A 22,809-nucleotide genomic window follows, 5' to 3' on the forward strand; every position below is an offset into this window, starting at 1 on the left:
TTCAAACGAAGCGCCTCGTCGCGAGCTGCGAGAGAACACATCGGGAGCAGGCTCACAGTCAGCGGCCCAATTCCGGGATCACTTCTTCCCGAGCCGCAGACACACGCCGATCTCGATGATTGGGGGCTGACCGGACGTCGCGCGTGCGACGACGGGCGTTTCCGGTCATTCGCACGAACCTATCCTGTCGTCAGGGTGGCCCATCCGCGGCGATGAGGTGGAAGAAGCTCCCCGAGACCGTACCGACACGGTGGCCCGCGAAACCGAGATCGGTGCCTTCCGCGTCCGTCACCCGGGCGAGGGCCTCCGCCTCGGACGGAGCGGCCGACAGCTCACTCGCGTAGTGGAATTCGTGTCCGACGAGGCGTGCGCCGCGCAGGCCGAGGAGACCGTCGCCGCAGAGTCGCGCCACGCGGTACCCGAGATGGAGCTTGCGGCGGCGATACGACGTCTCCACCGGGAGCAAGCCCGCCATGAGGTGCGCCGCGCCCTCGGCATCCTCCAGCGTCCGGCCGAGCACCATGTAGCCGCCGCACTCGCCGTGGATCGGGCGCGTTCGCGCGAAGCTGCGCAGTCCGTCGAGGAACCGTGACGCCGCCGCGAGCCGGCCTGCGTGCAGCTCCGGATATCCGCCGGGCAACCAGCAGACGTCGCAGTCCTCCGGCGGCGCTTCGTCGGCCAGCGGCGAGAACGGGATGAGGTCGGCGCCGGCCTCTCGCCAGCCAGCCGCTTGATGCGGGTAGAGGAAGCTGAAGGCTGCATCGCGCGCCACGGCGATGCGTTGTCCCGGCGGCGGCGGCAGCGATCCCGTGGAGGCCGGCACGGAGCCGCCCGCGCAGGCGGTCACGGCGTCGAGATCGATTCCCGCCTCCGCGAGCTCGGCCAAGCGGTCGAGCCGCGCTTCCAGATCGCTCGTCTCGCCGGCCTGGACGAGACCGAGGTGACGCTCGGGCAGGACGAGCTGCGCGTCCCGCATCAGGGCACCGAGGACCGGCAGGCCCGCGCGCTCCATGCCGGCCTCGACGAGGCGGCGATGGCGCGCGCTCGCAACCTTGTTGAGGATGACCCCGGCGATCGTCACCCGCGGGTCGTAGAGCCTGCACCCGAGGGCGACCGCGGCGGCCGACTGCGCCGCGCCGGAGACGTCCACGACCAGCACGACGGGCCAGCCGTAGCGGGCCGCGATGTCGGCGTTGGCGCCGGTGCGGCTCTCGGCCGCCCGCACGCCGTCGAACAGGCCCATGGATCCCTCGGCGACGACGATGTCGGCCTCCGCGGTCGTCGCGCCGGCGAGGGCATCGAGGAGCGGCGTCGCCATGGCGAAGCTGTCGAGGTTGAAGCTCGGCAGCCCGGTCGCGGCGTGGTGGAAGGCTGGATCGATGTAGTCCGGCCCGCATTTGGCGCCGCGCACGCGCAGCCCCCGGCGGGCGAGGGCGCGCATCAGCGCCAGCGCCACCGTGGTCTTGCCGGAGCTCGACCGCGGCGCCGCGACGAGGATCCCGCGGGCGCTCACGCGCCGCCCCCGACAGCGCCGCCCGGACGGTAGCGCCGGTCGTAATCGGCGGCGTAGAGCGCGCTCTCCCGGTAAGTTTCGGCCCCCAGCGCCGGCCCGACGAGGATCAGCGCGGTGCGCTCCAGGCCCGCCTCCGCGACCAGCCCGGGCAGGGCGGCGAGTTCGCCCGTCAGCACGCGCTCGTCCGGCCAGGAGGCGCGGAACACCGCCGCCGCCGGGCAGGACGGGCCGTAGAAGGGGATCAGCGTGGCCGCGACGGTCCTGACCACGTGGATCGAGAGATGGATCGCCAGCGTCGCGCCGGTGGCCGCGAAGGCCGCCAGGGTCTCGCGCTCCGGCATGGCGCTCGCCCGGCCGGAGGTGCGCGTCAGGACGACGGATTGCGCGACGCCCGGCACGGTCAGCTCGCGCCGCAACAGGGCGGCGGCGGCCGCGAAGGCCGGGACGCCGGGTGTGACCGTGTAGGGGATGCCGAGGGCGTCGAGCCGGCGCATCTGCTCGGCCAGGGCGCTCCAGATCGACAGATCGCCGGAATGCAGCCGCGCCACGTCCTCCCCGTTGGCGTGGGCAGCCGCGATCTCCGCCATGATCGCGTCGAGGTCGAGGGGCGCCGTGTCGACGATCCGCGCCCCCGGCGGGCACCAGCCGAGGATCTCGGGGGCGACCAGGGATCCCGCGTAGAGGCAGACCGGGCAGCCCGCGATGCGGTCGCGCCCGCGCACGGTGATGAGGTCGGCCGCGCCGGGGCCGGCGCCGATGAAGTGGACGGTCATGGCTCGAGGTTCGGTGTCGGACGGACAGCGAGCGCGCAGGTCGCGCCGGAACTCGCGATGCGGGGCAGGGCGAGACGGCTTTCCGGCCCGGCAGCGGCCAGCGCCGCCGCTTCCGCCAGGGAGCCGACGCCGCGCAGACCCTCGATTCGCGCTGAGCGGGTCACGACCTGCCCGTCTCGGGCCTCCAGCGCCTCTGCGGCGACGGGGCAGGGTGACAGGCCGAAGGAGGCCGCAGCGTCGCGGATCGCCGGCTCGACGGCCCGGTCGGCCGCGGTGGCGACGACGGCGAGGTCGGATTCATCGGCTCCGACGAGGCCGAGGGCGCGGACGATGAGCGCCACGATCTCATCGGCACCGGTGCTGCGGCGAAACCCGATGCCGGCGACCACGGCGCCCGTCATGGCTTCGTCCAGGCCCACTGCGTCACCGGCATGGCGGGCCGCCAACCGTGCAGGCCGCCGACCGGACTCGCCCGGTCGACCGCGAAGCGCCGCAGGGTGCCGCCCTGCGCCGCGAAGGCGGCCAGCAACGCGGCCTCGCCCTGGAGGGTGACCGCGTTGGCGACGCACCGTCCGCCGGACCGGAGGGCGCCCAGAGCCGCCGGCAGCAGGCCGGGCTCCGAGACGCCGCCGCCGATGAACACCGCGTCGGGAATCTCAAGGCCCGCGAGGGCGTCGGGTGCCGCGCCGACCACCACGGACAGGTCCGGGACGCCCAGCGTCCCGGCGTTGCGCCGGACGCGCTCGGCGCGGTCGGGCCGCGCCTCGATCGCCGTGGTGCGCAGGCTCGGATGGCGCAGCATCCACTCGATGCCGATCGAGCCGGCGCCGGCCCCGATGTCCCAGAGATGCAGTCCCGGATGCGGGCGCAGGGCCGCCAGGGTGAGGGCGCGGATCTCGGCCTTGGTGAGCTGCCCGTCATTCTCGAAGAGGTCATCGTCGAGGCCCGGCGCGAGGGGGAGGGCAGGGCCGTCACCCGAAACGGCGACCGCGACCGTGTTGAGGGCGTCGATGGCTCCGAGGTTGAAGTCTTCCGCGCGCGCCGCGCGGACCTGTTCGCGGGGGCCGCCCATGGCTTCGAGGACCGTCAGGGTCGAGGCGCCGAAGCCCCGCTCGCGGAGCAGCCCCGCGAGCGCCGCCGGGGTTGCGCCGTCCCAGGACAGGACCAGCAGCCGGGCGGCCGGCTGCAGGTGCGGCACGATCCGGGTCAGCGCCCGGCCGTGCAGGGTGACGAGGCCGCACTCCGCCAGGGGCCAGCCGAGGCGCGCGCAGGCGAGGGTGAAGGCCGAGGGTTGCGGGAAGGCGCGAAATTCCGCCGGTGGCACCAGCCGGGCAATCTCGGCGCCGATCCCGTAGTGAAACGGATCGCCGGTCGCCAGGATGCATGTGGGCTCGCCCCTTCCGGCGAGGATCTCCGGATAGGCCTCGTGGATCGGGCTCGGCCAGGGCCGCGTCTCCGCCGCGAGCGGGCCCGCGAGGGACAGATGGCGACGCCCGCCATAGACCACGCGGGCGGCATCGAGCGCGGCCGTCGCGGCTTGGCTCAGTCCGGCCCGACCGTCCTCGCCGATACCGACGATCGACAGCCACGGGGTACGCGAACCGGCGCTCGACAGGGGCTCACCGCTCATGGACAAAGCGCCCATGATGCGGCGCGACAAGCGAATCCTGATCCTCGGCGGGACCGGCGAGGCGAGCGCCCTGGTGCGGGCGCTGGCGGGGCGTGGCGACCTGTCCGTGATGCTGTCGCTGGCCGGGCGCACCGCCGCGCCGAAGGCAGAGCCCGTACCGACGCGGGCGGGCGGCTTCGGCGGCGCCGACGGTCTCGCGCGGTACCTGCACGACGAGGCGATCGGGCGCCTGATCGACGCGACCCATCCCTTCGCCGCCGCCATGTCGGCCAATGCCGCGCGCGCGGCAGCACGGGCGGGGGTGCCGCTCCTCGCGATCCGCCGTCCGGCCTGGACCCCGGTGCCCGGCGATCGTTGGATCGCGGTCGGCAGCGTGGAGGCGGCCGTCGCCGCCCTCGGTTCGCGGCCGCGCCGGGTGTTCCTGACGATCGGCCGCCAGGAAGCCGCCGCCTTCGCGGCCGCGCCGCAGCACGCCTATCTCGCGCGGGCGGTCGAACCGCTCCGGGACGTGCTGCGCGTGCCGCATCTCACCACCATCGCGGCGCGGGGACCCTTCGACGCGGAGGCCGAGGCCGCGCTGATGCGCGAGGCCGGCACCGAGATCCTGGTGAGCAAGAATTCCGGCGGCGCGGCGACCTACGGCAAGATCGCGGCGGCGCGCGCCCTCGGGATCCCCGTCGTCATGGTGCGGCGGCCGGACAAACCCGACGTTCCGAGCGTCGTCGACAGCGCGGCCGCGCTTCGCTGGCTCGATGCCGACGATCACGCCGCGCCCTCGACCCGGCGCGAGGTGTAGACGAAAGGCAGTCGGCCGGTTCGGGGAATCAACCGCGTCGTCGAGGCGCCGAGGATCACCATCGTGGCCATGTCGGCCGGCACTGCGCGCGCCTCCGCGAGGGTCGTGACGCGGATCGCTTCGTCGGGCCGGCTGATCGCGCGGGCGAACATCACCGGTGTGTCCGGCGCGCGGATCCCTGCGGCGATCTCCAGGGCGGCGCCCAGCTGCCAGGGCCGGGCGGTCGAGATCGGATTGTAGAGCGCGATCACCAGATCGGCGCGCAGCACCGCCTCCAGGCGGGCGGTCACCACCGGCCAGGGCTTCAGGTTGTCCGACAGCGACAGCGCGCAGAAATCGCCGCCGAGCGGTGCCCCGAGCCGCGCCGCCGCCGCCAGCATCGCGGTGATGCCCGGCTCCACCGTGATGGCGAGGTCGCGCCAGCCCGGCTCGCCGTGTTCCACCGCCTCGAACAAGGCCGCCGCCATGGCGAACACCCCGGGGTCGCCCCCCGAGACCACCGCCACCCGGCGCCCGGAGGCGGCAAGCTGCAGGGCGTGCCGGGCGCGGTCCACTTCCACCCGGTTGTCACTGGCGTGCCGGGTCAGGCCCGGACGCTCCGGTACCCGGGCGACGTAGGGAAAATAGCCGACGACATCCTCTGCCGCATCGAGCGCGCGGCGCGCCGACTCGGTCAGCAGGCCGGCGTCGCCCGGACCGAGGCCGATGACGGCGAGGCTGCCACTCAAGGCCGCCGCCCCTCGCCCGGCAACAGGACCATGGAAAAATACGGCGCGTCGTCGTCCGCCTTGTCGGCCAGCATCACGACGCGCTCGCCCGCCATCGTGCCGCGCTCAACGTAGATCGCCCGCTCCAGGACGCCCGCAGCGGCGAGCGCCGCGCGCACCTTCGGCAGGTGGCGGCCGAGCTTCATCACCACCGCGGCATCCGTGACCCGCAGGCGCTCCGTCAAGGCGGCGAGCGGCAGGGTCGCGGGCAGGACGGTGAGGACGTCGTCCCCCCAGGTGATCGGCGTGCCGGCCCGGGTCCAGCAGCCGGACATGCCGGTCACGCCCGGCACCACCTCGACCGGGAAGCGGTCCTTCAGGCGCCGCCACAGGTGCATGAACGAGCCGTAGAAGAACGGATCGCCCTCCGACAGGATCGCCACGTCGCGTCCGGCGCCGAGATGGTCGGCGAGCTGCCCCGCCGCATCGTCGTAGAAGCCCGCGAGCGCCGCGACGTAGTCGGGATGCTCGGGATGGATCTCGGTGGTGTAGGGATAGGCCAGCGCCATCTCGCGGGCGGGGTCGCGCAGGATCGCGTCGGCGATGGTGCGGGCGTTCCCGCGCCGGCCGCGCTTGCAGAAATGCACCAGCACCGGCGCGCACTGCAGGATGCGCTGCGCCTTCACGGTCAGCAGCTCCGGATCCCCCGGGCCCATCCCGACGCCGTAGAGCGTGCCGGTGACGGCCGCGACTAGAATTTCTTCGGCGGGGGAATCCAGCCGTTCGAACCCGTCCATCACTCGACCTCGCTGGCCAGAGCGTTCACGGCCGCGGCCGTCATGGCGCTGCCGCCGCGGCGGCCGTGGACCACGACGAAGGGCACGCGCCCGTCCCGGGCCAGCGCCTCTTTGGATTCCGCGGCGCCGACGAAGCCGACCGGGATGCCGATCACGGCGGCGGGGGGCGCCAGCCCTTCGTCCAGCAGCTCCAGCAGGCGGAACAGGGCGGTCGGCGCATTGCCCACCGCCACGACGCTGCCCGGCAGGTGCTCGCGCCACAGCTCCATGGCGGCGGCGGACCGGGTGGTGCCGAGGCTCTTCGCCAGATCGGCAACGCGCGGATCGCCCAGGGTGCAGATCACGCGGTTGTCGGCCGGCAGGCGCGCCCGGGTGACACCGTCGGCCACCATGCGGACATCGCACAGGATCGGGGCGCCGGCCTCGAGCGCCGCGACGCCGGCCTCGGCGAAGCCGGGCGACATCTCCACGTCGGCCGGGAGGTCGGTCATGCCGCAGGCGTGGATCATCCGGACGACGACGCGCTCGGCCGCGCCGGACCACCGCGCCAGATCGGCCTCGGCCCGGATCATCGCGAAGGAGCGCGCGTAGATCGCGCCGCCGTCGCGGACATACTCGTAGCGGGACGGGGTCTCGTGGGCCGCGGCCGGCTCCGATCCTGTCTGGCGCAGGGCGTTCTGGCTCGCGCTCATGCCGGTCTCCTGGTCCTCCCGAACTCCGTCGCGGCCGTATCCGGCGCGAAAGCGGCGGCCAGCCCGACAGTCTTGGCCCTTCCTAACCGCTCCAGCACGGCCTCGATAGGGAGATCCCATGCCGGCTCATCGCCGGGCGCGCCGCCGATGATGATTCCGTAGAAGCCGTCGCGACCGACAAGCGTCAGCTCCGCCGGGCCCGGCCGGGCGCAGCCCTTGGCGCAGCCGGAGACGTGCGCGGAGACGTCGCGATCGAGCGCCCCCGCGAGGCGACCCGCGTCCGCGAGGGTCGGGGTCGATCCGGAGGCGCAGCCCGGCGCGCCGGTGCAGGCGTCGATGCGATTGCGGGGATCGTCGGGCGCGGTGATGAAGGCGTCGGCGAGCCCCTCCAGAACCGATGGGGCAGGAACATCCGCCGCGGCCGACAGCACGAAGCCGCGCGCCGGTGAAAGGCGGATCTCGCTCGCGCCGATCGCGACGGCGGCGACCACGATCCGGTCGAAGGCGTCCGCGGTGCAACGACCGAACGGCGCGTCGATGACAAGGATTTGACTGGCGTTGCCCTCGTGACGGCCGGGCGTTGGCGCGAACGGCACCCTGCTCCGCGAGATGCCGCCGGGCTCCGTCTCCCGACAACGAGCGGGATCCTGCGCCAGCACCTTGACGTCGAGCGTCTCGGCCAGCGCCGTCCTCTCGTCGTCCGACAGGTCGCGCATCCGGCGTCGGCCGGTCCGCGCGAAAGCGGCGAGCAGCGCCCCGATCAGGCCGGGCGCCTCGCCCTCGCCGCAGGTCGCGATGTCGCGAAGCCCCTGTCCGGACTCGATCGCGATCGCCACGATGGCCGGACCGCGCGCGATCACCGAGCAATCCGCCTCCGGCAGCGCCGTGTCGCGGCGGCCCGTGACGACGACGAGGGTCTTGGCCGGCAGTCCGGGGATGTCGAGCCCTGCAGCCTCGATGGCGCGGGCCAAGCGCGGGACGTCGACCAATTCGTCCGGATCGCGGCCCGCGAGCGGGCTCGTGAGCGTCAGGCGCTGAGGGCCGCCGTCGGCGCGCACGTCGCCGAGGCCCACGTCTCCGAGCAGGTCAGCCAAGGGCGCACGTGTCGCCTCGGTGACGCCGCGGATCTGGATGTTGGCCCGGGCGGTCAGGTCAAGATGCCCATTGCCGAAGCGGCGCGCGCCCTCAGCCACGGCGCGGGCCTGATCGAGGGTGAGGATCCCGAGCGGCGGATGCACCCGCGCGAGGAGCCCGTCGCCCGTGGGCATGGGGCGCGCCAGCCCCGGGCACCAGTTCCGCCGGGCCGGTGCCTCCGGCAGCATACGGCGATGGTGGCGTGCGCTCACTCGGCCGCCTCCCGCAGCAGCGCGTCCGCCGGGAGGGCGTTGCGCCGGCTGTGCCAGAGGCCGCGGTCCCGGGCCTCGTCGAACCGCTCGAGGATCGCGCGGGTGGCGGCCGGGTTGGCGGCCCGGAGGCGCTCGAACACCTCGGCGTCCGCGATCCAGGCGGCATAGAGCCGGTCGAAAGCGGCGTCCGTGACGGCATCGCTCGCGGCGGCGAGGACGAAGACGGCGTCGAGCCCCTGGGCCAGCTCCTGCGCCCCCCGGTACCCGTGACGCAACTGCGCGGCGATCCAGCGCGGGTCGGCGAGCCGTCCGCCGATCAGGCGCGCCACATCCTCCCGTGCGGTTCGCGCCTTCGGCCGCTCCGGCACGGAGACGTCGAGGCTGTAGAGGGCGGGCGTCCCGCCGGCCAGGGCGGCGGCGGCCGCGAAGCCGCCCATCGCGTCCACGGCGGCGTCCCCGTCGAACAGGTCGCGCTCGGCGACGTCGAAGGCGTGCAGATAGGCGTCGGCGGCCGCCACGCGGGCCGCGAAATCCGCGTCGGCGGCCTCTTGGTCACCGTAGGCGTGGGTGCTCGCCGCGAGGTAGGCTCGGCCGAGATCGGCGCGGGCATCCCAGGTCCCGTCCAGCGCGGTGGCGGCGGTTCCGGCCCCGTACCGACCGGGCGCCGCGCCGAAGACCCGTGTCGCCGCCTCGCCGCGGCGTCGGGCCGCCGCGAGGGGGTTCTCATCGTCCGGCTCGTCGCGTCCGGCCACCGCTCGGGCGGCGCGATCGATCAGCGCCAGCGTGTCCGGGAAGGTGTCGCGGAACGCGCCGGAGATCCGCACCGTCACGTCGATCCGCGGGCGGTCGAGCATGGCCAGCGGCAGCACCTCGAAGCCGGTGACGCGGGTGCTGGCATGGTCCCAGACCGGCCGGACGCCCATGAGCGCCAGGGCGTGCGCCACGTCCTCCCCGCCGGTGCGCAGGGTGGGGGAGGCCCAGAGATCCATGACGATCCGCGCCGGGTAGCCGCCCTCATCTTGAAGATAGCGGGTGACGACGGCGTCCGCGGCCCGGGCGCCGAGCAGCGCGGCGGCGCGGCTCGGGATCGCGCGCGGATCCAGGGTCGTGAGGTTCCGCCCGGTGGGCAGCACGTCGGCCCGGCCTCGCGACGGAGAGCCCGAGGGTCCGGGCTGCACGAACCGGCCGCCGAGGGCTGCCAGGAGGCCGGCGCGCTCGCCGGCCGCGCTCGCCACTACCGGTCCGTCGTCATCGTCGGGCGAACGGCCGAAAACGTGCAGGCCATCGCGGAACGTCGTCTCGCCGAGGTCACACAGGTGGGCGTCGAGGCGCGTCAATGCCTCGTCCATCGGCGTGTCGGCATCGATCGCGGCCCCGTCGAGCAGACCGGCCGCCTCGGCCTCCTCCAGAATGGCGCGGGCGATGATCTCCGCGCGGCGCGGGTCGAGGACGCTGGCGGCGGCATACTCCTCCACCAGTTCGCGCAGGCGGGCTGCCTCCGGGGGGAGGTCATGCGCAGTCGTCTGCGGCGTCAGGTGGCCGAGCGCCACGCCGCCGAGGCGGCGCTTCAGCGGAGCGGCCTCGCCCGGGTCATCGACGACGAACGGGTAGATCACCGGCAGGCCGCCGACGCACACAGCCGGCAGGCAATCGGGGGACAGCGCCACCGCCTTGCCGGGCAGCCACTCCGTGGTGCCGTGGGTCCCGAGCTGCACCAGCACGTCGAAGTGCTGCCGCAGGCCGAGATGGAACGCCAGATAGGCGTGGGTCGGGAGGCGCTCCGGATCGTGGTAGCCAGCCTTCCGGTCCGCGTCGCGACCGCGATCCGGCTGGAGGAAGACGGCGAGAGTTCCGCGACCGGCTGTGTCAACCGTGTCGGGTGAAGCCCTGTCCCCGTCGATCACCGCCCGCGAACCTTCCACCATCCGGAAGCGGAACGCACCGTCCACGCAGGTGGCGTCGTCCTCCGGTTCGCCCCACGCCTCCACGAGGGCGGCGCGACTCGTTATGGGAAGGCTGCCGAGCCAGGCAGCATAGACCGCCAGCGGTACGCCGAACGCCGCCGGCCCTTGGGTCAGGGACTCCATCAGCGCGACTGCATCCGGCAGGGCGCCCGCCGCGTATCCGGCCTCCGCGAGGTCGGCGGCGATCGCGCGGGCGCTCTCGGGCGTGTCGAGGCCCACCGCGAACCCGGCCCGGCCGCCGCGGGCCGGATAATCGGACAGGACCATTGCGACACGGCGCGCGGCCGGGGGCCGGGCGGCGAGGCGCAGCCAGCCGGCGGCCCGGTCCGCCAGCGCTCCGATTCCGGGGGCGTAGGGGACGGCCCGGCGCTCGGCGAAGCCAGCGATTTCAGGAGCCTCCTCCTTGAAGGAGATCGGGAAGCCGGAGAGACGACCGTCGAACTCGGGTAGGGCCACCTGCATGGCGAGATCAGCCGCGCCGAGGCCCCGGGCCGACGACGCCCAGGCCGCTTGCGGAGACCCCACGGTGAAGGCCTGCAGCACCGGGCAATCGGCGCCGTCGAGGACGAAGTCGATGCCGTCCTCGCGGGCCGAGAACGCCGTGGCGGCGATCACCAGATCGGGCCGGCGCCTCCGGACGGCGTCGGCCACCGCGGCGGCGGCCTCCGGTTCCTTCAGGCTCGACACCGCCATCGCCAGGACGCCGATCCCGCGGGCGCGCAGCGCGGCCGTGAGCGCGACGAAGGGTGCGGTGTCGCCGCCGAGCACGGCGGAGCGGTAGACCAGCAGCAGGGCCATCGGCGCGGCCGACGACGCTGCGAGCGGAACCGCCGAACCGGCCGCGGCGAGAGCGACGTCGACGGGCAGGACGCCGCAGCCCGCACACCAGGCAAACCCGCGCGGCAGCGGCTGCGGTGGCTCGACCGCGTGGCCGGAACCGGTTCGAGCGGCCAGCATCCGCAGCATCCGCCGCAGATTGTCGATGCCCCCGGCGCGGAAGTAGCCATCGAGGCGGTCGGCGAAGTCCGGGTCGGTCGAGAAGGGGGCGAGCCGCGGGTCGGGGCGGTCGTCGCCGGGCAGCACCGCCAGCACGACACCGTGTGCACGGGCGGCCTCGGCGCAGCGCTCGATCCCGTAGCGCCAGTAATCCAGGCCGCCGAGGCAGCGGATCACCACGACCTTCGCCCGCGTCACCACCCGATCCACGTAGAGGTCGACCGAGAGCGGGTGACGAAGCTTGGCGAGCTTGGCCAGCCGCAGGCTCGGAAGCCCTGGCTCGGCCGCGTGGGCCTGGACGATCCCGGACAGGTCGGTGTCGGTGAAGGACACGACGACGAGATCGCCGGGCTCCTGCCCGAGATCCACAGCTGCCTCACCCTCGTCGAGGGAAACGGAATCGATGCGCACCAGATGCATCGCGGCGGCCCCTCAGAGCGTATCCGAACGGGCGCGCGCGACGGACATCATCCCGCGAGCGCCGCGGCGACCGCGTCCCGGTCGAAGCCCTTCAAGCCGATCACCACGAGCGTGCCGTCGCGCGGTTCGCCCGCCCGCCAGGGCCGGTCGAAGTGGTGGACGACGCGGCGTCCGACCCCCTGCACCACGAGGCGCATCGCCTTGCCCTCAACCTCCGCGAACCCCTTGATCCGCAGCACACCGTCCGTCCCCGCCGCCCGCTCTACACGGGCCGCGAGGTCACCGGCCGTGATTGCCGGGCGGATCGGCAACGCCACGGTCTCGAAATCGTCGTGGTCGTGGTCTTCGCCCTCGCCATGGTGCGAAGGCCGCGCGTCGAGATCGTCCTCGGCCGCCGCACCGAGACCCAGCAGCACCCGGGGATCGATGACGCCGTTCGCGGTCTCGACCACCTTCACGGCGCGGGGCAGATGGCCCTCCACCTCGGCGCGGACGCGGGCGCGTGTCGGCGCGTCGATCAGGTCGGCCTTGTTGAGCACCACGAGGTCGGCACAGAGGAGTTGATCCTCGAACACTTCCTCCAGCGGATTGTCGTGGTCCACCGACTGATCGGCGGCACGCTGGGCCTCCAGGGCCGCCGGATCCTCCGCGAAGGCGCCCGACGCCACCGCCGGCCCGTCAACCACCGCGACGACGCCGTCCACCGTCACGCGCGAGCGGATCGCCGGCCATTGGAAGGCCTGAACCAACGGCTTGGGGAGGGCGAGACCTGAGGTCTCGATCAGGATGTGCTCCGGCGGCTCGGCGCGCGCGAGCAGGGTCTCGAGGGCGGGCACGAAGTCGTCCGCCACCGTGCAACAGATGCAGCCGTTGGGCAGCTCGACGATGGCGTCCTCGGTGCAGCCCTCGACGCCGCAGGCCGCCAGGAACGACTTGTCGAAGCCGACATCGCCGAACTCGTTGACCAGAATCGCGAGGCGGCGACCCTTGGCGTTCTCGACCACGTGGCGAACCAGGGTGGTCTTGCCGGCTCCCAGGAACCCCGTGACGATGGTGCAGGGGATCTTAGACACGATGGTCATTCGGCGGCCTCCAGGGTGCCGGCCGGGAGCGGGCGGGGCTCGGGGAAGGGGGGAATGCGGGCGATGACGCCGGTGCGAAACGCCGCCGGGCGCTCGCGCCACGGCACGATGCCGTCCGTCGTGGCGGCGTACGCGCCGAGGCCGCCGAGGATCGTCTCGGCGGAGGCGGCGGGATCCATATCGCCATACACGTAGGTCCACCGGCCGGCCGACGCCACCGCCACCGTACAGGGCCGCTTACAGACGGAGAGGCACTCCACCGGCTCGATGCGCAGTTGCTGCGCGTCGCCGACCCGCGCCCTCAGGGCATCGAGCAGGCGGGCGCCAGCGCGGGGTCCGTCCGGATCGTCGCCCTCCCGGCGGCAGGTGGTGCAGACATACAGGATCGTCTCAGGCACGGGCAGAACCCCGCGCGTTGTCGCGGGCGAAGGCCTGCCACGCCCAGCCGAACCCGAGCGCGATCATGACCCAGAAGACGAAGCTGATCGCCAGGGAGCGGGCCGCGAACTGGGCGGCGAGGGCGGCCGGAAGCTCGGAGGCGCCCGTCGGGGGCTGGGGCGCGCCGGCCACGTGCGGCGCGATCAGCAGGACGAGGCCGCCCAGGATCGCGATGAGCGAGCGGCGGATCGCGATGAGGTAGAGTCCCATGCCGGTCGCCGCCGCGGTCATCACCCACCACGCCTGACGGGCAGCCAGGGGCGCGGCCTCGCTGCCGGGCAGTTCGGGAGGCAGGCCGAGGCCCGGCGCCAGGGCGACACTGCCGAAGCCCGCGATCGCGAAGGCGAGGCAGGTCGGCGGCGTCGGCTCGCGGCCGCAGGCGAGCATCACGGCGCCGAGCAGCAGGGCGTAGCCGACGCCGCCGACCAGGGTCGCCAGGGCTGTGAAGGCCATGCGCGGCAGGCCCTCCGCGGGCTGCCATTCCGGCGCTGCCTCGGGCGTGGCGTGCTCGTGCCCGCCATGGGCGAGCACGATCGGCAGCGCCTTCGAGGCCTGATGGGAGGGCTCGGCATGCTCGTAGCGCTCAGCGGCGAGGATCAGCGGCGAGGTCAGCGTGAGTTCGAGACCGCTCACGACGGCAGCCGCGATGAAGCCGGCGGCCAGAGCCGCCGACAGAAGCCGGATGATCATCCCTGGGACGCGGGCGTCAGTGGCAGGGGAAGTTTTGCGTATGGCGGAAATCGTGCGCCGCGTTGTGGAACGCGATCGCCGGCGAGAAGCCCACCATGAAGAGCAGGCCGAGACCCAGGACGGCCGCGAGGGCGACGGCGACCGGACGTTCGGCGACGCGGGTGCCGAGGGCGGCGGGGGCGAGGGTCGAAGTGGTCATCTGCCTGTCTCCAGCCGCCCCACCGGCGGCATTTCGGGATCCTGTCGTGACGGCAGGTCTCCTGGCTCGCGGCTCTGCGCGCCGGCCGCCTTCCCGGATCGCTCCGGTGGCACTCTGGCAGGCACTCGCCGCTCACAGTTGCGGGGGCAGCCGCGGATTCGAGGTTCGCACCCCTCACCGCATTCCCTTTTCACCCCGTCGCCGGGGCACCGTCACGGGACCGTTGTAGACGCATGACAGCCTCCGCACAACGGAGACGCGGTGGAATCCTGCGCAGGATCCAGGGTCTGCGCCGGGCGGCGCCATCGGGACGATGTCGCGGATCGTGCTTCGGGCCGGCGAGGACCTCGATCGACGGGACCTGGCTCGCCGGCCACGCGTGCGGCGACTCTCCTGCCCGCCCGGGCCGACGACCGCATGGCCCCGATTCCGGCAGCCGGCCTCGTGCTGAAGTAACCCGGCGCGCTTGCCTTGGTGGCCGAGGATCTGTCGCTATTCGCGGAGGCCCTCAGCTTCGCTTTAAATTCCGGCGGGCTTCAGGGCCGGTCCGCGGAACGCTCGGCCGGCGCGCTCTCGGCGTCGCGCGCTCGGACAGCGTCCGCGTAGAGCCGCTCCACGTCCGTCCGGAATGCCGTGCGTGAATCCGGCCGCGTGTAGAACATGTGCCCGCCCGGGTAGACCGAAAGGCTGAGGCGGCCGGCGGCGTAGGCGGGAACCTGCGCGAGCAGCAGCTTCGAAGCGTAGTAGGGGGTCACGAGATCGGTGAAGCCGTGGGCGACGAGGACGCGCAGGCGCCCGTCGAGGGCGAGCGCGCCCTTGAGGTTCGAGAGCACCTCCGGAGCCTGACGCCCGGACCCCCAGGACCAGCCGCGGTTCACGGCGTTGTTGAGGAGCTCGTAGCGCATGTTGGGTACGGGCCACTTCAACGTACGCGCGTTGAGATCAAGCATCGCGCTGGTGAGCGGCGCCTGCAGGGCGGTGAGCTGCGGATCCTCGAAGCTCGATTGCGCGGCCTCCGGGTTCGGATCCCAACCGGTGATCCCGGTGTCGTAGGCGCTCGTCACGCGGCCGTCCGACCGGTCGATCTCGCGCTGGACGCTCCGCGTCGTGAGCCGCGCCGCCTGGGCGCGGACGAGGCCGGCGTCGAGGCCGACGAGCGGCGCGACCTTCTCGGTCATCCGCGCCACCGCAGCCGCGTCGCCCGGCCCTTTCAGGAGATCCGCCAAGTAGGGCCCCGACGCGTAGGCTTCCGCGTCGGCCAGCAGGTTCGGCCTCGGCACGGTGCCGGCCCGCTCCAGCGCGCCGGCCGCCAGGGAGGGCAGCTTCAGCACGTAGCCCCACGGATTGGCGCGCGGCGTCTCGAGCCAGCCGAAATCGAGCACCGGCGAGAGCAGGACCATCCCCGACAGGCCGACGCCGATATCCTCCTGCAGCTTCTCGGCGATTAGGGGCCCGCGGAATCCGCCGTAGCTCTCGCCGACATAGAATTTCGGGCTCGCCATCCGGTCGTTCACCCGCAGATAGCGGGCGATCACCGCCGCCAGGGTCGAGGCGTCGGAGTCGATCGACCAGTAACTCTTGCCGTTGCCGTCGGCGGCGCGGCTGTAGCCGGTTCCCACCGGGTCGAGGAAGACGAGATCGCTGAAGCCCAGCCACGTGCCGTCGTTGGGCGTCAGCGTGACCGGTTGCGACGGGCTGATGCTGTCCTTGCCGACGGGCAGCCGCCACGGGCCGATCGCGCCGATGTTCAGATAGGCCGACGACGCGCCCGGGCCGCCGTTGACCGCGAAGGTGACGGGCCGCGCGCGACCGGCCTCGGGTGCCATCGTGTAGGCCACGTAGGCGATCTCGGCCTGCAGCTTGCCGGCCTCGTCGACGAGCGGCAGGCTTCCCGCCGTGGCGGTGAAGTCGAGCGTCTTGCCGTCCGGAAGCGTCAGGCTGTGCTTGGTCGTCGAGTCGGGCGGCAGACGACGCCCCTCCGGACCGCGCGGCGCCGGCCGGGCCTCCTGCCGCGACTCCCCCTGTGGATGGCCGTGCGGTGCATCCTGAGCGCGCACGGGTGCGGCCAGCGCCAGAGTTAGGGCGAGGGCGGTGCCCGCGAGACGGATGCTGAGGGTCACGGTCAGGCCTTCTTGTTCCAGCGCCCGGAATCGTCCTGCTGCCAATAAGCGACCGCATGACCCGCATCCTTCGCCTGCTTCCACTGTTCGCGGGCGCGCAGCAGGGCGTCCTGATCGGTTCCATCGAACAGGATGCAAATCCGCTCGTAGGCACCCGCATCGGGCGGGAGATCGGCGCCCTCGACCAGGAAGCGGATCGAGGCTCGGTTCGGGTTCACGTCGCGCAGGGTCAGCACCACGGGCTGACTCCCGGCATCCGGCTCGCGGTCGGTGCCGTGCGGCAGGAAGCTCTCGTCGGAGTAGGTCCAGAGATGATCGTCCAGAGCTTGCAGCCGCTCCTCGCTGGCTGCCTGGACGGCCGCTTGCCAGCCGCGGTCCAGCGAGCGCTCGACGAGGTTCGGCAGCACCTTCTCCAAGGGCTGACGCTGCATGTGGTAGAAGAGGATCTCGGTCACGGCCCCGTCCATATAGGGTGCGGGACCGTCCTGCGAGGAGCGGCGCGCCGCCGCGCCCCGAGCCCCCTCAGACCAGCCGGCTCTGCTCGATCGCCGCGCCGACAAAGCCCTTGAACAGCGGGTGCGGCTCGAAGGGACGCGACTTCAGCTCCGGGTGGAACTGCACGCCGATGAACCACGGGTGCCCGACATGTTCCACCGTCTCGGGCAGGAGCCCGTCCGGCGAGACACCCGAGAAGCGCAGGCCCTTGGCCTCAAGCCGCTCGCGATAGGCCATGTTGACCTCGTAACGGTGGCGGTGCCGCTCGGAGATCTGCTCGGACCCGTAGATCTGGGCGATCTTCGATTCCGGATCGAGCTTGGCCTCGTAGGCGCCGAGCCGCATCGTGCCGCCGAGGTCGCCGGCGGCGGCGCGCCGCTCCAGCTCGTTGCCGCGCAGCCACTCGGTGAGCAGGCCGACCACCGGCTCGGCAGTTTCCCCAAACTCTGTGGAATTGGCCTCCGGCATGCCCGCGAGGGATCGGGCGGCCTCGATCACCGCCATCTGCATGCCGAAGCAGATGCCGAGATAGGGGATGCGCTTCTCGCGGGCGTAGCGGGCCGCCCGGATCTTGCCCTCGGCGCCGCGCTGGCCGAATCCACCCGGAACCAGGATGCCGTTGAGACCTTCGAGGAAGGGCGCCGGGTCCTCGCGCTCGAACACCTCCGCCTCGATCCACTCGAGGTTGACCTTCACCCGGTGGCTGATGCCGCCGTGGGTCAGCGCCTCGGTGAGCGACTTGTAGGCGTCCTTCAGGCCCGTGTACTTGCCGACGATGGCGATGGACACCTCGCCTTCCGGGTTTCGCACGCGCTCGGCAATCGTGCGCCAGCGGCCGAGATCCGGCTCGCCGCCGTGTTCCAGGCCGAAATGGCCGAGCACCTCCCGATCGAGCCCGGCCGTCCGGTAGGAGAGCGGCACCTCGTAGATGGAGGCCACGTCCCGCGCCTCGATCACCGCGGTCTCGCGGACGTTGCAGAACAGCGCGAGCTTGCGCCGCTCGTCGGTGGGGATGTCCCGGTCGCAGCGGCAGAGCAGGATGTCGGGCTGGATTCCGATGGAGCGCAGCTCCTTCACGGAGTGCTGCGTCGGCTTGGTCTTCAGCTCGCCCGCGGACGGGATGTAGGGCAGCAGCGTCAGGTGGACGTAGCAGCAGGTGCCGCGCGGCAGCTCCTGGCCGAGCTGACGGATCGCCTCGAAGAACGGGAGGCCCTCGATGTCGCCCACCGTGCCGCCGATCTCCACGAGCACGAAGTCGAAGCTGTCGTTGCCGTCGAGGACGAAGTCCTTGATGGCGTTGGTGACGTGCGGGATCACCTGGATCGTGGCGCCGAGATAGTCGCCGCGCCGCTCCTTGGCGATGATGTCCTGATAGATGCGGCCGGTGGTGATGTTGTCGGCCCGGCTCGCCGGAACGCCGGTGAAGCGCTCGTAATGGCCGAGGTCGAGGTCGGTCTCGGCACCGTCGTCGGTGACGAAGACCTCGCCGTGCTGGGTCGGGCTCATCGTGCCCGGATCGACGTTGAGATAGGGGTCGAGCTTGCGCATCCGGACCCGGTAGCCGCGGGCCTGCAACACCGCCGCGAGGGCCGCCGAGGCGAGCCCCTTGCCAAGAGACGAAACCACGCCGCCGGTGATGAAAACGTACCGCGTCATGGGCGTCGGTCCATAAAGAAGCTGCTGGCGTTTGCCAAACGACGGATGCCCCGGCCCGTGCATGGGCTGGGGATCGCGGAACGCATGGCACGAACCGGCTGACGCCGATTCGTCAAAAAGCGCGATGAGACGCTGCGCCGCTCCCGGCGCAGGCCGTCAGCGGGATTGCGGCGCGTCCGGAATCGCCGGCTGAGCTGGGGTCGCGGGCTGGGCCGGAGCCGTGGCCGGAACCCGGTCCTGCTGCTGGCGCAGCGTGTCGAGCAGGTTGTCGGCGCCGGTCGGCTGCTTGGCGGGCTGGCCCGATGTCTGCGGCGCGCCGGTGTCGAGGATCGACTTCGGCGCCGCCGAGCGGTGTGACAGGATCGCCAGCATCAGACTGGTGGCGAAGAACAGCGCCGCCAGGATCGCGGTCGCCCGCGTCAGGGCGTTGGCCTGTCCGCGGCCCGTCATGAAGCCGGCCACCCCGCCGCTCCCGCCGCCGCCCAGACCCAGGCCGCCCTCGGACCGCTGGAGCAGCACGACGCCGATCAGCGCGAGCACGATGATGAGGTGGACGACGATCAGGACGGTCTGCATCGGTGTTCCGAAAACGTCTTCAGGTCCGCGCGTCGATCCCGGCAGGCCGGTCGCAGGGACCGGCACGGGCGCGCGGCGGCCGCTGCCCTCGGCATCGGCCACAAATCTGCGCCGGCCATACACCACTCGCGATCCGGCGCCAACTTTATGATCGGGTCGCGCCTGTCGCCCGCGGGTCTCGCGCCATCCCGCGGCCTGTGCTCTGTCTGCGAGGGAAGGACGGCCCGCCAACGAGCCGTCCCGTCCCGGAAGGAAGCCATGCCGATCTCACGCCGCGCAGCGCTGGCCGCTGCTCTCGCAACGCCCGTCCTGCTGCGGACGGGTCCGGGAAGCGCCGCGAGCCCGGAGGCCGACGCTGTGGAGTCGGCGGTCGATGCCCTGACCCAGGCCCTTCTGGCCGGGGACGGGCCGGCACTCGAGGCTCTGACCCTCGACGGGTTGAGCTACGGCCATTCCAGCGGGCTGGTGCAGGACAAGGCGGCCTTCATCGCGCCGCTGGCCGCCAAGCGCGCCAGCTTCCCGAGCATCACCCTGTCGGACCGGTCGGTCTCGGTTGTAGGCGACGACGCCATCGCCCGGCACGTCTTCACCGGCGAGAGCGTCTCGAACGGCAAGACGTCCCCGGTGCATATCGGCGTGATGCAGGTCTGGCACCGGGATGGCGGGCGCTGACGGCTGCTGGCCCGTCAGGCGTTCAAGATCTGAGATCGGCGCCGTTCGACCTTTCTCCGGAGCGGAGCGTTTGAGCGGCGCCACGAAGTCGGATCTCGCGCGCCTCGCGACACTCCTTCTGCCAAAGGTTCCGTCCCTGGCCGCTACCGCACAACGCCCGCGTCGAATGTGCTTTTCCAGGTATGACGGACCGATGCCACCGCTCCGCATCATCCCGGGGCCGCGTAGCGGCACCCGGGATCAAGAACCGCCGACGAGCAAGAACTTTCACCGCCAGCGGCTCTGGATTCCGGGCTCGCCTTCGGCGCCCCGAACTGACGGCGCGGGTCGTTGCTCTACGTCGACGGGGTCCTTGATCTAAGCTTTCCTCAGCTCGTCACGAGGGCGCGAGCGCGCTCACGCGTAGGCGGCGCAGATCCCAAGGAAGTCCTCGGCCACGAGGCTCGCGCCGCCGACCAGCGCGCCGTCGACGTTGTCGACCGACAGCAGCTCCTTGGCGTTCCCCGGCTTCACCGAGCCGCCGTAGAGGATGCGGATCTTCTGCGCCTCGTCGCCAACGAGCTTGTCGAGCATCTCGCGCAGCGAGGCGTGGACCTCCGCGATGTCGCGCGGGGTCGGGGTGCGGCCCGAGCCGATCGCCCAGACAGGCTCGTAGGCGATGACCGTGTCGGTCGCCTTGGCGCCCTTCGGCAGGCCGATGGCGAGCTGGGCGCGGACGATGTCGAGGGCGCGGCCCTGCTCGCGCTCCTCGATGGTCTCGCCCACGCAGATGATGCCGCACAGGCCGGCCCGGCGGGCGCCCAGCGCCTTGGCGTGGACGCCGTCGTCGGTCTCGTGGTGGTAGGCCCGCCGCTCGGAATGCCCGACGATCACGTACTTGGCGCCGAGATCGGCCAGCATCTCGGCCGAGATGGAGCCCGTGAAGGCGCCGCTCTCGCGGGCGTGCAGGTTCTGTCCGCCGATGGCGATGGGCGAGCCCGCAGACGCCGCCACGCAAGAGCTGATCAGTGTCGCGGGTGGGCAGATCAGGACGTCGATCCGGCCAGCGAGCTCCTGCGAGAGCCGGTCGCGGATCGTTTCGACCACTTGGATCGAAGCCCGCGTGCCGTTCATCTTCCAGTTGCCAGCGACCAGTGGCCTGCGTCCCGACTGCGTCATTCCTGCCCTCGCGCCACGCCGCCTGCCGGACGTTGCCGGGGCCTACCAGAGCGAGCTTGAGCGTGCAAACAGGTCTCGGCCGCCAAGCCTTTGCCTGTGGACCCGAATGGTCTATCGCGGTCGGCTCTCGGGGATGGTGCCGCTCCGGCGACGGGCGGCTGCCGAAGGTATTCGATCACAGACCATGCTTCAGGGCATCCGCAACGCAACCCAGCACTGGCTCGGCAAGATCATCTTGACGGTCATCTTCACGCTGTTGATCGCCGGTGTCGGCATCTACGGCGTCGAGGAGTTCTTCCGCGGCGGCGCGAGCAACCGCGTGGCCACCGTCGGCAGCACGCCGATCACCGCCGAGCAGGTGCGTCAGGCCTATCAGAACCAGCTGCAGCGCTATCAGGCGCAGCTGAAGCGCGCCCTGACCCCCGATCAGGCACGGATGCTCGGCCTCGACCGGCAGGTCATGTCCCAGCTCATCACCGAGGCGGCCCTCGACCAGAAGACGCACGATCTCGGCCTCGCGGTGCCGGATTCCGCGGTGATCCGGGCGATTCACGACGAGAAGAGCTTCCAGAACGCGCAGGGACAGTTCGAGCCGCAGCTCTTCTACCAGACGCTGCAACGCGCCGGCCTGAACGAGGGGATGTTCGTGCGCGAGCAGCGCTCGGTCATCGCCCGCCTGCAGCTGGCCGAGGCTGTCTCGTCCGATCTGCACGTGCCGGTGGCGATGCGCGAGGCAGTCCATCGCTACACGACCGAGCGCCGCTCCGCCGCCTACCTGATGCTGACGCCCTCCACCGCCGGCCAGATCCCGGATCCGACCGACGAGGAGCTGAAGACCTGGTACGAGGCCAACAAATCGGGATTCCGGGCGCCGGAGTTCCGCTCCGCCAATCTCCTCGTGGTCGATCCGGAGGCTATGGCGAAGCCCGACGCGATCACCGACGCCGACGCCCGCGCCGCCTACGGTCTCAACAAGGACCGCTACGGCAGCCCGGAGAAGCGCACGATCCAGCAGATCGTCTTCCCCGACGCTGCCGCCGCGGAGACCGCCCGCAAGGCGATCGAGGACGGCTCCAAGACCTTCGAGGCCGTGGCGACCGAGCGGGGTACCGACGAGAAGGACCTGACGCTGGGCACGCTCACGAAGAGCGAACTGTTCGACAAGGCCGTGGCGGACGCCGCCTTCGCGCTGCCGGAGGGTGGCGTGAGCCAGCCGGTCCAGGGTCGGTTCGGCACGGTGCTGCTGCGGGTGACCAAGATCGAGTCCGGGACAGTGAAGCCCTTCGACCAGGTCGAAGGCGAGATCCGCAAGGGGCTGGCTCTGGCCCGGGCGCGCGACACCATGGAGAATACCCGCGACGCCATCGAGGACCAGCGCGCGGGCGCCAAGCCGCTCACCGACATCGCGGCCGAGCGCGGGCTCAAGATCGTGACCGTGAAGGCCATCGATCCCCAGGGCAAGGATCCGGAGGGCCGCAAAGTCGCCGACATCCCCGATCCCGACACGACCCTGCCGGCCTTGTTCCGCGCCGAGATCGGCGGCGATAACGAGCCCCTGCGCACCAAGGCGGGCGGCTACGTCTGGTATGACGTCACCAACATCGACCCCGCGCACGACAAGCCCCTCGATCAGGTCAAGGACGGCGTGAAGGCCGGCTGGACCGCCGCCGAGATTGCGAAGCGCCTCCAGGCCAAGGGGCGCGAGCTCGTCGAGAAGCTCAACAAGGGCGAGACCATCGAGGCGGTGGTCCAAGAGGTCGGCGTCAACGCGCAGGAGGTGCAGGATCTCGCGCGCAATCAGGCCAAGGACATGCTGACCGCCGACGACGTCAACCTGATCTTCGCGACGGCGGTGGGCAAGGCTGGCACGGCGGCGGCGGGCGATTCGCGCGCGGTGTTCAAGGTCACGGCGGCGACGATGCCGGCCTTCGTGGCCGACAGCCCGAGCGACAAGACCATCACCCAGAGCTTCCAGGCGGCACTCGCCGACGACGTGCTGTCGCAGTACATCGGCGAGGTCCAGAAGAACGCGGGCGTGAAGGTCGACGCGACGGCCCTGCGCCGGGCGTTGGGCGGCGAGTACTGAGGC

At 72.1% G+C, this 22,809-nt stretch carries 21 protein-coding genes and 1 riboswitch; of the genes, 3 read left to right on the forward strand and 18 right to left on the reverse strand.

The window, feature by feature from the left end:
* Positions 1–190: 190 nt before the first annotated feature.
* The 4 genes from MMSR116_RS15085 to MMSR116_RS15100 are packed head-to-tail and all read right to left on the reverse strand — an operon-like array spanning position 191 to position 3,916.
* Positions 191–1,513, reverse strand: coding sequence for a cobyrinate a,c-diamide synthase (locus MMSR116_RS15085; protein WP_039892242.1), 1,323 nt, complete (start codon positions 1,511–1,513; stop codon positions 191–193).
* Positions 1,510–2,286, reverse strand: coding sequence for a precorrin-4 C(11)-methyltransferase (gene cobM / locus MMSR116_RS15090; RefSeq protein ID WP_010682285.1), 777 nt, complete (start codon positions 2,284–2,286; stop codon positions 1,510–1,512). Before cobM ends, MMSR116_RS15085 begins: the two co-directional genes overlap by 4 nt.
* Entirely contained in the window at positions 2,283–2,687 is a 405-nt protein-coding gene (locus MMSR116_RS15095) for a cobalamin biosynthesis protein (RefSeq protein WP_010682284.1), read from the reverse strand. Before MMSR116_RS15095 ends, cobM begins: the two co-directional genes overlap by 4 nt.
* Entirely contained in the window at positions 2,684–3,916 is a 1,233-nt protein-coding gene (locus MMSR116_RS15100) for a bifunctional cobalt-precorrin-7 (C(5))-methyltransferase/cobalt-precorrin-6B (C(15))-methyltransferase (RefSeq protein ID WP_039892240.1), read from the reverse strand. Before MMSR116_RS15100 ends, MMSR116_RS15095 begins: the two co-directional genes overlap by 4 nt.
* Between MMSR116_RS15100 and MMSR116_RS15105 the strand changes: the two genes are divergently transcribed.
* On the forward strand, positions 3,915–4,712 hold the full coding sequence (locus MMSR116_RS15105) for a cobalt-precorrin-6A reductase (protein ID WP_010682282.1): 798 nt from the start codon (positions 3,915–3,917) through the stop codon (positions 4,710–4,712). The genes MMSR116_RS15100 and MMSR116_RS15105 overlap by 2 nt on opposite strands.
* Here MMSR116_RS15105 and cobJ read toward each other — a convergent pair.
* The 13 genes from cobJ to secG form a co-directional block, all read right to left on the reverse strand.
* A complete protein-coding gene (gene cobJ, locus MMSR116_RS15110) occupies positions 4,679–5,440 on the reverse strand; it encodes a precorrin-3B C(17)-methyltransferase (RefSeq protein ID WP_010682281.1) in 762 nt (253 codons plus the stop codon). The two genes, MMSR116_RS15105 and cobJ, sit on opposite strands and share 34 nt — an antisense overlap.
* A complete protein-coding gene (locus tag MMSR116_RS15115) occupies positions 5,437–6,216 on the reverse strand; it encodes a precorrin-2 C(20)-methyltransferase (RefSeq protein WP_010682280.1) in 780 nt (259 codons plus the stop codon). Before MMSR116_RS15115 ends, cobJ begins: the two co-directional genes overlap by 4 nt.
* Positions 6,216–6,788: a precorrin-8X methylmutase gene (locus MMSR116_RS15120; RefSeq protein WP_051072136.1), complete on the reverse strand. Its 573-nt coding sequence runs from the start codon at positions 6,786–6,788 to the stop codon at positions 6,216–6,218. Before MMSR116_RS15120 ends, MMSR116_RS15115 begins: the two co-directional genes overlap by 1 nt.
* A 116-nt stretch (positions 6,789–6,904) precedes the next feature.
* Entirely contained in the window at positions 6,905–8,176 is a 1,272-nt protein-coding gene (locus MMSR116_RS15125; RefSeq protein WP_010682278.1) for a precorrin-3B synthase, read from the reverse strand.
* A 74-nt stretch (positions 8,177–8,250) separates the two neighbouring features.
* A complete protein-coding gene (cobN, locus tag MMSR116_RS15130) occupies positions 8,251–11,634 on the reverse strand; it encodes a cobaltochelatase subunit CobN (protein ID WP_010682277.1) in 3,384 nt (1,127 codons plus the stop codon).
* Positions 11,635–11,681: 47 nt separating this feature from the next.
* Positions 11,682–12,716, reverse strand: a complete 1,035-nt coding sequence (gene cobW / locus MMSR116_RS15135; RefSeq protein ID WP_010682276.1) for a cobalamin biosynthesis protein CobW — start codon at positions 12,714–12,716, stop codon at positions 11,682–11,684.
* Positions 12,713–13,114, reverse strand: coding sequence for a DUF1636 domain-containing protein (locus MMSR116_RS15140; RefSeq protein ID WP_010682275.1), 402 nt, complete (start codon positions 13,112–13,114; stop codon positions 12,713–12,715). The genes cobW and MMSR116_RS15140 overlap by 4 nt, the downstream gene beginning before the upstream one ends.
* Complete coding sequence (locus MMSR116_RS15145; RefSeq protein WP_010682274.1) at positions 13,107–13,844, reverse strand: CbtA family protein; 738 nt, start codon at positions 13,842–13,844, stop codon at positions 13,107–13,109. Before MMSR116_RS15145 ends, MMSR116_RS15140 begins: the two co-directional genes overlap by 8 nt.
* A gap of 16 nt (positions 13,845–13,860) precedes the next feature.
* Complete coding sequence (locus MMSR116_RS15150; RefSeq protein WP_039892237.1) at positions 13,861–14,043, reverse strand: CbtB domain-containing protein; 183 nt, start codon at positions 14,041–14,043, stop codon at positions 13,861–13,863.
* Positions 14,044–14,077: 34 nt separating this feature from the next.
* Positions 14,078–14,272, reverse strand: a riboswitch (cobalamin riboswitch).
* A 307-nt stretch (positions 14,273–14,579) separates the two neighbouring features.
* The gene (locus MMSR116_RS15155; RefSeq protein WP_010682272.1) at positions 14,580–16,163 is read right to left on the reverse strand and encodes a S10 family peptidase; all 1,584 of its coding nucleotides are present in this window, start codon (positions 16,161–16,163) and stop codon (positions 14,580–14,582) included.
* 2 nt (positions 16,164–16,165) lie between these two features.
* Positions 16,166–16,618, reverse strand: a complete 453-nt coding sequence (locus tag MMSR116_RS15160; RefSeq protein ID WP_039892526.1) for a DNA polymerase III subunit chi — start codon at positions 16,616–16,618, stop codon at positions 16,166–16,168.
* Between the two features lie 67 nt (positions 16,619–16,685).
* Positions 16,686–18,314, reverse strand: a complete 1,629-nt coding sequence (locus tag MMSR116_RS15165; protein ID WP_010682270.1) for a CTP synthase — start codon at positions 18,312–18,314, stop codon at positions 16,686–16,688.
* Positions 18,315–18,470: 156 nt separating this feature from the next.
* A complete protein-coding gene (secG, locus tag MMSR116_RS15170) occupies positions 18,471–18,890 on the reverse strand; it encodes a preprotein translocase subunit SecG (protein WP_010682269.1) in 420 nt (139 codons plus the stop codon).
* Between the two features lie 258 nt (positions 18,891–19,148).
* On the opposite strand from secG, the gene MMSR116_RS15175 reads away from it, so the two are divergent.
* Entirely contained in the window at positions 19,149–19,562 is a 414-nt protein-coding gene (locus MMSR116_RS15175) for a nuclear transport factor 2 family protein (protein WP_010682268.1), read from the forward strand.
* Between the two features lie 396 nt (positions 19,563–19,958).
* Here the strand turns inward: MMSR116_RS15175 and tpiA are convergent, their stop codons facing one another.
* Positions 19,959–20,720: a triose-phosphate isomerase gene (gene tpiA, locus MMSR116_RS15180; RefSeq protein ID WP_010682267.1), complete on the reverse strand. Its 762-nt coding sequence runs from the start codon at positions 20,718–20,720 to the stop codon at positions 19,959–19,961.
* 184 nt (positions 20,721–20,904) lie between these two features.
* Between tpiA and MMSR116_RS15185 the strand changes: the two genes are divergently transcribed.
* The gene (locus MMSR116_RS15185) at positions 20,905–22,806 is read left to right on the forward strand and encodes a peptidylprolyl isomerase (RefSeq protein ID WP_039892235.1); all 1,902 of its coding nucleotides are present in this window, start codon (positions 20,905–20,907) and stop codon (positions 22,804–22,806) included.
* Positions 22,807–22,809: the final 3 nt, after the last annotated feature.

The organism is Methylobacterium mesophilicum SR1.6/6, from assembly GCF_000364445.2.
GTDB classification, from domain to species: Bacteria; Pseudomonadota; Alphaproteobacteria; order Rhizobiales; family Beijerinckiaceae; genus Methylobacterium; species Methylobacterium mesophilicum_A.